Source organism: Streptomyces sp. UNOB3_S3 (assembly GCF_020740895.1).
In the GTDB taxonomy this organism is placed as follows: Bacteria; Actinomycetota; Actinomycetes; order Streptomycetales; family Streptomycetaceae; genus Streptomyces.
The window spans coordinates 1-11,310 of the sequence record NZ_JAILXP010000241.1 but is presented as its reverse complement, the minus strand read 5'-3'; the positions used below and the strand labels follow the sequence as shown (position 1 = coordinate 11,310).

At 73.9% G+C, this 11,310-nt stretch carries 8 protein-coding genes; 1 reads left to right on the top strand and 7 read right to left on the bottom strand.

All coding sequences use genetic code 11. The annotated features are described in order from the left end of the window. Window positions 1–132: 132 nt before the first annotated feature. Entirely contained in the window at window positions 133–927 is a 795-nt protein-coding gene (locus K6I33_RS23660) for a 2,3-dihydro-2,3-dihydroxybenzoate dehydrogenase (protein WP_229356534.1), read from the bottom strand. A gap of 161 nt (window positions 928–1,088) precedes the next feature. On the opposite strand from K6I33_RS23660, the gene K6I33_RS23655 reads away from it, so the two are divergent. Beyond that, the gene (locus K6I33_RS23655) at window positions 1,089–1,895 is read left to right on the top strand and encodes an ABC transporter ATP-binding protein (protein WP_229356533.1); all 807 of its coding nucleotides are present in this window, start codon (window positions 1,089–1,091) and stop codon (window positions 1,893–1,895) included. Window positions 1,896–1,925: 30 nt separating this feature from the next. Here K6I33_RS23655 and K6I33_RS23650 read toward each other — a convergent pair whose 3' ends face one another. From K6I33_RS23650 to K6I33_RS23625, 6 genes are all read right to left on the bottom strand, one after another. After that, window positions 1,926–3,923, bottom strand: coding sequence for an LpqB family beta-propeller domain-containing protein (locus tag K6I33_RS23650; RefSeq protein ID WP_229356532.1), 1,998 nt, complete (start codon window positions 3,921–3,923; stop codon window positions 1,926–1,928). A gap of 58 nt (window positions 3,924–3,981) precedes the next feature. Then, window positions 3,982–5,340 carry a M20/M25/M40 family metallo-hydrolase gene (locus K6I33_RS23645; RefSeq protein ID WP_229356531.1) on the bottom strand — a complete coding sequence of 453 codons (1,359 nt, stop codon included), beginning with the start codon at window positions 5,338–5,340 and terminating at the stop codon, window positions 3,982–3,984. Beyond that, window positions 5,330–5,548: a hypothetical protein gene (locus K6I33_RS23640; RefSeq protein ID WP_229356530.1), complete on the bottom strand. Its 219-nt coding sequence runs from the start codon at window positions 5,546–5,548 to the stop codon at window positions 5,330–5,332. The genes K6I33_RS23645 and K6I33_RS23640 overlap by 11 nt, the downstream gene beginning before the upstream one ends. An 88-nt stretch (window positions 5,549–5,636) precedes the next feature. Continuing rightward, a complete protein-coding gene (locus tag K6I33_RS23635) occupies window positions 5,637–6,398 on the bottom strand; it encodes a trans-aconitate 2-methyltransferase (protein WP_229356529.1) in 762 nt (253 codons plus the stop codon). Then, window positions 6,395–8,806, bottom strand: a complete 2,412-nt coding sequence (locus K6I33_RS23630) for a SpoIIE family protein phosphatase (RefSeq protein ID WP_229356528.1) — start codon at window positions 8,804–8,806, stop codon at window positions 6,395–6,397. Before K6I33_RS23630 ends, K6I33_RS23635 begins: the two co-directional genes overlap by 4 nt. Window positions 8,807–8,987: 181 nt before the next feature. Beyond that, window positions 8,988–11,310: MFS transporter (locus K6I33_RS23625; RefSeq protein ID WP_229356527.1), on the bottom strand; the 2,323-nt coding region annotated here is incomplete at its 5' end.

Genomic DNA, 11,310 nt, shown 5'->3' with positions numbered 1-11,310 from the left:
GTTGAGGGGGTGGTCGCCGCCGCGTTTGTGGGTGGCGACGGCCGGGTGGGGGCGATGTCGAGGGACGGGTGCGACCCGGTGGGCGGTTTGCGCCCACCCGTCCCGCCCTGCGGGACGATTGCCCACAAACCGCTAGGCGCGAAGGGTGGCGCCGCCGTCTACGTAGAGGTCGTGCATCGTGATGTGCCGGGCGCGGTCGGAGACCAGGAAGAGGACGGCGTCGGCGATGTCGGAGGGCTCGGCGATCCGGCCGAGGGGGATGCCGACGCGGTACGACCCGGGGTCGCCGTCGATGACGCGGGCGGGCGGCTCGTCGCCGGACCACAGGGAGCGCTGCATCGCGGTGTCCGTGGAACCGGGCGAGACGACGTTGCAGCGGACCCCGCTGCGGGCCAGCTCCAGCCCGAGGCACTTGGTGAACATGGTGGCGGCGGCCTTGGAGGCGGCGTACGCGGCCATGCTGGTGCGCGGCACTCCAGCGGCGTTGGAGCCGACGGTGACGATGCACCCGGAGCGGCGCTCGCTCATCCGGCGGGCGGCGGCGCGGGAGGTGTTGAAGACACCGGTGGAGTTGACGTCGAAGGTGCGCCGCCAGTCCTCGTCGGTGATCTCGACGACGGGCGAAGTCCGCAGCACTCCCGCGACATTGACAAGGATGTCGAGCGGCCCGGCGGTGCGCTCGACATCCTCGAAGACGGCCTCGACGGCCCGGCTGTCGGAGACGTCGGCGGTGTAGTGGGTCACCTTTTCGGTGCCGTATTCCGTCTCGAGCGCCTTGACGCCTTCCTGCGTCGCGTCAACGGCCGCGACCCGCGCTCCCTGGGCGACCAGGGCCCGGGTCACGGCCTCGCCTATGCCCTGCCCGGCGCCGGTGACCAGCGCGATCCGGCCGGCCAGTGCGGACTGCTCCACAGCGGTTTCCCCCATTCCACTCGAATTAAGGTAAGCCTTACCTTACACAACATCTTCACCAGGGGGAATTGACGTGCACCCGGACAATCAGGCGCCCCGTCAAAATCCAAGGAGACCAAGAGGGCAGGGGAAAACCCGAGGGAAACAGATGTCGGCCATTAGGTTAGGCTAACCTCATGCGACTCGTCGTCGAACAGCTCACCGCCGGATACCCCGGCCACCCGGTCGTGCACGGTGTGGACCTGACCGTCCCCGAGGGGCAGGTCGTCGCCGTCGTGGGGCCCAACGGCTGCGGCAAGTCCACCCTGTTGCGCTCCATCGCCCGGCTGCACCAGCCGGACTCCGGCACGGTCCGGATCGGCGATGCCGACATCTGGCGGCTCACCCCCCGCAAGGCGGCGCACCGCATCGCGCTGCTCCCCCAGTCGCCGCAGGCGCCCGAGGCCGTGACCGTCGGCGGGCTCGTCCGCTACGGCCGCCACCCCCACCAGGGCCTCTTCCGCCAGTGGTCGCGCGAGGACGAGCGGGCCGTCGAGGAGGCGCTGGAGGCCACCGGCACCGCCGCCCTGGCCGGGCGTCGGCTCGACCAGCTCTCCGGCGGCCAGCGCCAGCGGTGCTGGCTGGCCATGGTCCTCGCCCAGGAGACGCCCGTCGTGCTGCTCGACGAGCCGACGAGCGCCCTCGACCTGGGGCACGCCGTCGACGTCCTGGAACTCGTCCGCGAGGTCGCCGCGACGGGCCGCACAGTCATGATGGTCCTCCACGACCTGGCGAGCGCCGCCCGCTACGCCGATGTGATCGTGGCCATGCGGGACGGGCGCGTCGTCGCCCACGGCCCCTCCCGCGAGGTCGTGGACGCCGCCCTCGTCCGCGAGCTCTACGGGGTCGAGTCGGACATCCTCGCCGCCCCCGGCGACGGCTCCCCCGTCGTGGTCCCCGCGCCGCGCCGGCCCGCCGCCGCCCAGCCGGCCCGGGCGGCGTAGGTCACGTCGGTCGCGTCGGTCACGAGCGCGTCACTTGACGAGCTCCAGGACGGGTATGCCCGGCACCTCCATCCCGAAGGTCTGGGCGTAGAGGGAGAGTTCCGCCTCCAGCGCGCGCACGATGTTGCGCTGCTCGCGGAGGCCGTGGCCCTCGCCCTCGAACGCGAGGTGCGCGTGCGGCACGCCCCGGCCCTCGACCGCCGCCAGGAACCGCTCGCCCTGCCCGGGCGGGCAGACCGGGTCGTCCATGCCCTGGATCAGCAGGAAGGCGGCGGTGAGCCGGTCCGCCCGGGATATCGGCGAGCGCTCCCGGTAACGCTCGGGGACCTCGGCGAGCGGACCGACCAGATACTCCGAATAGCGCGACTCCAGGTCATGGGTGCCGCCCGCCACCATGGTCGGCAGGTCCAGCACCGGGAAGCAGACCGCCCCGCAGGCATAGAGGTCCGTGGCCACCAGCGAGGCGGCCGTCGTCCAGCCGCCCGCGCTGCCGCCGCGTATCGCCAGCCGGGCCCGGTCGGCGCCGCCCTCCTCGGCCAGCGCCTCCGCGACGGCCGCGCAGTCCTCCACGTCCACCACGCCCCACCGCTCCTTGATCCGGTCGCGGTAGGCACGGCCGTAGCCGGTGGAGCCGCCGTAGTCGACCTGGACCACGCCGATGCCCCGAGAGGTGAAGTAGGCGATCTTCAGGTCGAGCGCCAGCGGCGCCCGGCCGGTGGGCCCGCCGTGCGCCCACACCACGAACGGCGGCACCTCGTCGACGGGAGCCGAGTGGTCGGGGCTGTGCGGCGGATAGACCTGGGCGTGGACCTCCCGCCCGTCCGGCCCGGTGAAGATACGGATCAGGGGCTCGGGATAGTAGGCCGGGTCCACGGCGTCCCGGTGCCGGGCGCCGATCGCACGGGCCCTGCCCGTGCAGACGTCGAGCTCCACCACCTCGTATCCGCTGCGCGGGCTGGCGGCGACGCCGACGACCCGGGAGCCGTCGGCCGCCAGGGTCGCGAGCCAGTCGGTCCACGGCCCGGCGGCGTCCACCAGCTCCCCGGTCTCGGGGTCGAGGATCCCCAGGCGCTGGGCGCCCCGGCCGTGGACGACGGCCATCAGCCCCCCGGCCAGCGGGGCGAACCAGCGCATCCCGGCCCGCCACAGCGCACCCCCGAACTCCTCCTCGCGCGGGCAGAGATTGACGCTCTCCCCCGTCTCCGGGTCCACCCGGTACGGATTCCACCACCCCGTACGGTCCGACACCGCGAGCAGCGACCCGTCATGCGCCCACTCCACCTGGGCGACGGCCTCCGCCGCACCGCCCAGCACGGTCCGCGCGCCCGTCAGCAGGGCGCCGCCTGCGGCCTCCGTGACCTCGGCGACCTTCAGCTCCGTGCCCTCCCAGGGCATCCGGGGGTGGTCCCAGGCCAGCCACGCCGCCCGCCGGCCGTCCGGGGAGAGCCGGGGCCCGGTGACGAAACGGCTGCCGTCACCGGTGAGCTCGCGCACCGCCGCGCGGTCCCCGGCGGCCGAGCCGTCCAGGGGCACGGCGGCTATCAGCCGCCGCAGCTCATCCGTCCGCTCCCCCGTGAACTCCTCCAGCACGCACCACACTTCGCCGCGCTCCGGCAGCAGCACCGGATCCGCCCAGCGCAGCCCGCCGCCCACGTCCGACAGCGGGGTCAGCGGCCGGGGCGCGGCGCCCGCCGGGCCGTCCGGCTCCCACGCGTACAGCCGCTGGTCCGCGAAGTGGACGAAGACCACCAGCGGCCCCCCGGTCTCCCGGGGCACGGCCGCCCAAGGACAGCCGCCGTACTCCATGACCCGGCTGCGGACGTTCCACGGCGCCTCCAGGGCGGAACCCTCCTCGCCGCCGGAGCGCCGCCGCACCAGGGTCGACCGGCCGCCCTCCGCCGGGCGGGAGGCCACCCACCACACTTCGTCACCGACCGTGCCCACGAACTCCGGCCGGCCGTCGTGCGCCGCGGCGAGCGCGGCGTCGATCGGGGACCGCCAGGCTCCATAGGGCGCCGTGGACACCATGATTGCTACGCCTCCTCAAGAGAACTGATCAGCTGTGCTGCTCATCAAGCCGTGCTCATCAAGCCGTGCTCATCAAAAACTGGTCGAGCACCCGGACGCCGAAATGCAGCGCCTCGACGGGCACCCGCTCGTCGACGCCGTGGAACATCGCCTGGTAGTCGAAGCCCTCCGGCAGCCGGACCGGCGAGAAGCCGTAGCCGACGATGCCCAGGCGGGAGAACTGCTTGGCGTCCGTGCCACCGGACATACAGAAGGGGACCACATGCCCCTCCGGGTCGAACGTCTCGATCGCCGCCCGCATCCTCTCGAACACCGGGGCGTCCACCGGCGCCTGGAGCGCGACCTCCCCATGGTGGAGCTCCCACTCCACGTCGGGCCCGGTAAGCCGGTCCATGGTGGCGCGGAACTCCTCGTCACCGCCCGGCACCGTCCGCCCGTCGACGAAGCCGACGGCGATCCCCGGGATGACGTTGATCTTGTAACCGGCGTCCAGCATGGTCGGGTTGGCACTGTTGCGGACCGTCGCGGCCACCAGGGCGGCCGCCTTGCCGAGCTTGGCCAGCAGTTCGTCCAGATCGAAGCCGGGGGCGTCCACGTCGACGCTGATGCCGTGCACGGCCGCGATCTCCCGCAGCGCGGCCCGGACCGTCGGGGTAAGCCGCACCGGCCAGCGGTACTCCCCGATCCGGGTGATCGCCGCGGACAGATTGACGACCGCGTTCCGCGGGTTGATCTTCGAGCCGTGCCCGGCGGTGCCCCGCGCGGTCAGCTTCAGCCAGGCGGAGCCGCGCTCCCCCGCGCCCACCGGATACAGCCGCAGGCCCCCGTCGGCGTGGAAGGTGTACCCGCCGGACTCGCTGATCCCGGTCGTACAGCCCTCGAAGAGCACGGCGTGCTCGTCGGCGAGGAAGCCCGCGCCGGGCACCCCGCTGTCCTCCTCGTCGGCGGTGAAGGCCAGCACGATGTCACGCGGCGGGCGCACCCCGGCCCGGGCCCAGGCCCGGACGGTGGCCAGGACCATCGCGTCCATGTTCTTCATGTCTATCGCGCCCCGGCCCCACACCACCCCGTCCCGGACCTCGCCCGAGAAGGGGTGCACGGTCCAGTCGGCGGGCTCCGCCGGGACCACGTCCAGATGGCCGTGGACCAGCAGGGCCTCCGCGCCCGGATCGCGGCCGGGCACGCGTGCGACCACATTGGTGCGGCCGGGCTCCTTCTCCAGCAGCACCGGCTCGATGCCCACTTCGGCCAGCCACTGGGCGACGTACTCGGCGGCCGGCCGCTCCCGGCAGTCGCCACCGCCCCGGTTGGTGGTGTCGATGCGGATGAGGTCCGAGGTGAAGCGCACCACCTCGTCCAGCGCCCGCTCGTCGATTCTGTCGACCCTGTCGCCCCCGCGCGTTTCCTCAGCAGCCATTCCGCTCCTCCACCGCGACCGGCGCGACGGCCGTGACACCCTGGAGCGGCGGATTGCCCCGTCCATGACGATCGTCACCAGCCACCGGCACTATCAGCACACCGTATGCGCCGTCGGCCGGTGAATCCGGCAGGCCCTCGCCCGCCCACGCCCCGTTCACCCGGACGCCGGTGGCCCCCGCCCTGCCCGCGGAGATCAGGATCTTCATGCCCCGTCACGTTACGCGTCCGTGAACACCCCGGCCAGGCCTGTGGATAACTCCGGTCGTCCGTACCGGAACAGGTGGCGCAGGCTGCTCAGCCGTCTCCCCGGGCCGGTGCTCCGGCGCGGCCCGCCACGAACCAGTGGGCGGGCAGCATGATCCGCCTGCCGTCCGGGTGGAAGCCGGTCATGGCCAGCTCCGTCCGCCCCTCGGCGAGGACCGCGAGCCCCGCCCCGCGCAGCAGCCCGGCCACCTCGCCGCCGGACGCGGCGGCCGGCCGCAGGTCGTGCTCGAAGACGCGCCGGAACTTCTCCGCCGTGCCGCCGGAGGCCCCGGAGGCCCCGGACGCCCCGGACGCCTCCGCGATGACGTCCTTGGCGGCCGGTTCGAGCTCCGCCACGAAGGCCCGGCCCCGGGCGCCGACGAGCTCCGCGACCGCCGCCGCGACGGCCGGCCGGTCCTCGGGATCGCTCTGATGGATGACCGCCCGCAGATGCACATGGCTGTCACCCAGGCGCTCGTGAAGGGCCCGCACCGCCGCCGTGTCCACCAGGTCCAGCCGCTCGTACGAGGCGAGCCCCTCCGGGTCCGCGCGGCGGGCGTGCTCCACCGCCGCCCGGGACAGGTCGACGCCGATCGCGCGCGGGAAGTGCCCGGCCAGCCAGCGGGTCCGGGTGCCGTTGCCGCAGCCCAGGTCGACGACGGGAAGAGGGAGTTCGCCGGGGAGCGCCAGCAGCGCGGGATGCGCCTCGGCGGCGGCCTCCGGGTCGGAGTCCCAGATCGCCTCGCCCGGTGCTCCGGAGGAGGCTCCCCAGTAGCCCTCCCACGCGTTCAAGTAACGTTCCGTCACGCTCATGGGCGCATCAGCGGCTGCTCGAACCACACCGTCTTCCCCCGTCCCGAGTGACTGGCGCCCCATTCGCGCGCCAGTGCACTCACTACCCGCAGCCCGCGCCCGTATTCGTCCTCCTCTCCGGTGCTCAGCAGGGCCGGAAGCGTGTGGTCGTCGTCCGTGACCTCGCACAGCAGCATGTCCGTCCGCACCAGGCGCAGCCCCACCCGGCCGGTGCGGGCGTGGCGGACGGCGTTGCCGACGACCTCGCCGGCCAGGGTCTCCGCCGTGGCCGCCGCGCCGTCCAGGCCCCAGGCGGCCAGCTGTTCGCGCACCAGCCGCCGGGCGCGGGGCACCTCACGGGGCTCGGGCGCCAGCTCCCATTCGGCCACGTGGGCGGGCGGGATGCCGTTGAGGCGGGCCATGAGCAGGGCCACGTCGTCGTCGCGGCCGCCGCGGGTGTTGAGGGCGCGGATGATGGTGTCGCAGGCGTCGTCCATGGACGCGGCGGGATGAGCGGCGGACTCGCACAGCGCGGCCAGGCCCGCGCCGATGTCCTGCCCGCGCACCTCCACCAGACCGTCGGTGCACAGCACCAGCCGGTCCCCGGGGGCCACCCGGACCGTGGCCGTCTCGAAGGGCACCCCGCCCACGCCTATGGGCGCTCCGGTGGGCAGTTCCAGCAGCCGGCTGCGCCCGTCCTCGGCCCGGACGAGCACCGGCGGGATGTGCCCGGCGTTGCCGATGGTCAGCTCGGAGCGGATGGGGTCGTAGACCGCGTAGAGGCAGGTGGCCAGGTAGTGCTCGCCGAGCCGCTGGGCGAGGTCGTCGAGCCGGCGTAACAGCTGCCCGGGCGGCAGGTCGAGGGCGGCCATGGTCTGCACGGCGGTGCGCAGCTGGCCCATCATGGCGGCGGAGTGGAGGCCGTGGCCCATGACGTCGCCGACGACGAGGGCGGTGCGGGAGCCGGGGAGCTTGATGGTGTCGAACCAGTCGCCGCCGACCCGGCCCAGGCGGGTGCCGGGCAGATAGCGGGTGGCGGTGTCGCAGCCCGGCATGCGCGGGGTGAGCTGCGGCAGCATGCTGTCCTGGAGGGTGTCGGCGACGTTCTCCTGGTGGGTGTACATCCGGGCGTTGTCGAGGACGAGCCCGGCGCGGGCGGCGAGTTCGGCGCCGGTGGTGCGGTCCATGTCGTCGAAGGGCGCGCGGTCGGCGCGGCGCAGGAGCACCATGAAGCCGAGCACGACGTTCCGGGCCTTGAGGGGCACCACCAGCAGGGAGCGCTCGTTGATGAGGGGCCGCAGGTCCCGCTTCTCGAACTGGGCGGAGATCCGCTCCCCGAGCTCCTCGCCGATCCGGGGGATGAGCACGGGCTCGCCGGTGACCATGCAGCGGAAGAACGGGGTGTGCTCGGGGAAGGCGATGGCCTCGCCGACGGGGACGGTGTCGTCCCAGCGGCCCGGCTCGTCGTTGTGCTCGACCCAGACGCGGTGCCAGACGGTGGTGACGTCGGGCGGGCCGTCGGGGAAGCCCTCGCCGGCGAGGACGGCGGCGCGCAGGTGCGTCCCGGCGAAGTCCGCGAAGCGGGGCACGGCCGCGCTGGTGACCTCGCGGATGGTGCGCTCCAGGTCCAGGGAGGTGCCGATGCTGCCGCTGACCTCGTTGAGGAACTCCAGGCGCTCGCGCACGGCCGCGTGTTCGAGGCCGGGCACAGAGCCGGCGGCGGGACCGGCGTCGGCCGTGGCTCTGCCGGGCTCTCCCGCCGTGGCCGCCCGCGCGGTCCGGGCGTGCCCGGACCGGCGCTCGGCGCGCCGGGGCACGCCCCAGTCCGGGGTGACGGGCACCTGGCGGAGCCGGTTGAACTCCAGGACCGGATAGCCCAGTTCCAGTACCTGGGAGACGACGCGCCCGCTCGTCGCGGGCCCCATGGCGGGCAGGATGTCGGGGAAGCGCCGGGCGAGCTCCTCGGCGTCGGGGAAGGCGGTGTGCGGGGTGAACCCGGGCGCGGCGAGTTCACGGCCGACACGACGGCCCTCCGCGCTGCCGGAGCCCGCCACGCCGGGGCCCGCCACGCCGGGGCCCGTCCCACCGGGCTCGTCCTCGGCGGCGAGCACGAGGAGCCGTGCGGTGCCGCAGTCCACCAGGGGGTAGGCCCACCAGAGGACGTCGATCCGGCCGCGCCCGGGGACGTCGCAGCGGGCGCGTCCGGCGCTGGGGTGGCCGGGCAGCCCGGAGAACGCGCCGCATATGGGCATGAGGTCCCCGGCGGGGCGGCCCAGGGCCTCTTCCCGGCCGTGCCCGAACAGCCGGCTCGCTCCCGAGCTCCAGTGGGTGACCAGCCCCGTGGCGCCGACCACGGCCACCGCGAGCGGGATCCGCCCCGGGACGGGCCGTCGCCACGCGGGGGCGGACTCCGGCGTGCCAGGCTCCATGGGCGGTTGCTCCTTCGTACACGTACGCCAGATCTTCGCCACCGTCCTCCACCGTAGGCCCCCGGAAGGACCGGGGGTGCGGTATTCGGTGAAGAGCCCCCGCGCCGGGGCGCGTTCGCCCCCGCCGGGGGCGCGCCTTCCCCGGGACCGGTGTGCTCAATCCGTTGTTTCAGCCGGCGTTTCAGTCGGCGTGCCCCAGCTGGAGGTCCCGTTCGGTGCGGCCGCCGCCCGCGACCTGGAGGACGGTGGCGACGGGCGGGTAGCCGGCGGCGACGACCGTGTACTCGCCCGCCGAGAGGTCGACGAAACGGAAGGTGCCGTCGGCGCCGGTGATGGCGGAGTCCACGACGTTGCCCGCGGCGTCCAGCAGGGTGACGCGGGCGTCCTCGACGGGCCGGCCGCCGCTGGCCCGTACAGTGCCGCGCAGGACGGCGCCGCCCGCGAGTTCGATGTCCTGGCGGGTCTCCCGGGCGGACTGGACGCTCACGGGCAGGGCGGCGGGCCGGAAGGCGGGGGCGCTGCACGCGAGGGTGTACTCGCCGGCGACGAGTTCGTCGATGACGTAGCCGCCGTCGGGGCCGGTGCGGGTGGAGGCGACGACCTCGCCGTGCACATTGGTCAGGGTGACGAGCGCCTCGCGCACGGGTGTGCCGTCGGCGGTGGTGACGGTGCCGGCCAGCCGTCCGGCCCCGCCGAGGACGACGTCGAGCTCGACGGGCCGTTCCCCGACGGTGACGGTGACGGCCTGCGGCTGGTGGCCGCCGGCGGCGGCGATCAGTACATAGCTGCCGGTGCCGGGGGTGCTCAGCGCGTACCGGCCGTCCTCCCCGCTGGCGCCGCGGCCGATCTGGCGTCCCTGGATGTCGATGAGGGTGAGCGCGGCGCGCGGCACGGTGGTGCCGTCGTGGTGCTGGACGGCGCCGGTGACGGGGATGCCCGCGACGAAGTGCGGGGGCTCGGCCGGGGGGAGGACGGTGCGCGCGGAGGGGATGGCGGCTTCGGCTGCGTTGTGGGACACCAGTGGTTTCTCTTTCAGCAGGAAGGCGAGCAAAAAGCCCACGATGAGCACCGGTACGAGGTAGAGGAAGATCCGCGGCATGGCGTCGGCGTAGGCCCGGATGTAGCCGTCGCGCAGGGGGGCGGGCAGGGCGTGCACCAGCTGGGGGGTGAGGGAGTCCGGTGCCGGGAGCCCGGTGCGGGGCGGCAGTTCGGCGGCGAGCGCCCGCTCGAGGCGGTGGGCGAAGAGGGTGCCGAAGACGGCCGCGCCGATCGAGCCGCCGATCTGCCGGAAGTAGTTGTGGGCACTGGTGGCGCTGCCGAGGTCGGCGGGGTGCGCGGAGTTCTGCACGGCCAGGACGAGGACGGGCAGGGCGAGGCCGATGCCGACGCCGAGGATGGCCATCCAGAGGCTGTAGACCAGCCGGCCGGTCTGGACGTCCAGGTGGGACAGCAGGTACATGCCTTCGGCGGAGAGCGCGCCGCCGAGGATGGGCAGGAGCTTGTAGTGGCCCGTTCGGCTGATGAGGTGGCCGGCGACGAGCGAGGCGACGACGATGCCGCCCATCATGGGCAGCATCAGCAGCCCGGACTCGGTGGCGCCCACGCCGTCGACCATCTGGAGGAAGGTGGGCAGATAGCCGGCCGCGCCGAAGAGGGCCACCCCGGTGACCGCGCCGACGAGCGTGGTGACGGTGAAGACGGAGTCGCGGAAGAGGTGCGGGGGGATGATGGGTTCGGCGGCGAAGTGCTCGACCATGACGAAGAGCAGGGCGGTGCCGAGCGCGCCGGCGGCCAGTCCGAGGACGGTCCGGGAGGTCCAGCCGTAGGTGGTGCCGCCCCAGGTGGTGAGCAGCACGACGCAGGTCGAGCAGGCCGTCAGCAGCAGCGCCCCCAGGACGTCGAAGCGGGCCCGGCGCGGGTACCCGGGGAGGTGGAGCGCCCCGGCGACGACGGCGAGGGTGATCAGCCCGAAGGGGACGTTGACGTAGAAGCACCAGCGCCAGGACGTCCGGTCGGTGAAGAAGCCGCCGAGCAGGGGGCCGGCGACCGAGGCGAGTCCGTAGGCGGCGCCGATGGCGCCCATGTAGCGGCCGCGCTCCCGGGGCGGGACGAGGTCGGCGACGACGGCCTGGACGCCGATCATCAGCCCTCCGGCGCCCACGCCCTGGATCGCGCGGAAGGCGATGAGCTGGTCCATGGTGTGCGACCAGCCGGCGAGGGCGGAGCCGGCGACGAAGACGGCGACGGCGCAGAGGAAGACGGTCTTGCGGCCCCGGAGGTCGCCCAGCTTGCCGTGGAGCGGGAGGGCGACGGTGGAGGTCAGCAGATAGGCCGTGACCGCCCAGGACATCCGGTCGAGGCCGTGGAGCTCTCCGGCGATCCTCGGCAGGGCGGTGGCGACGACGGTCTGGTCCAGCGCCGCGAGCAGCAGCGTGAGCATCAGGCCGGCGAAGACCAGCCGCACCCGGGCCGGTCCGGGCGCGGGGAGCGGTTCGGCCGGGGCG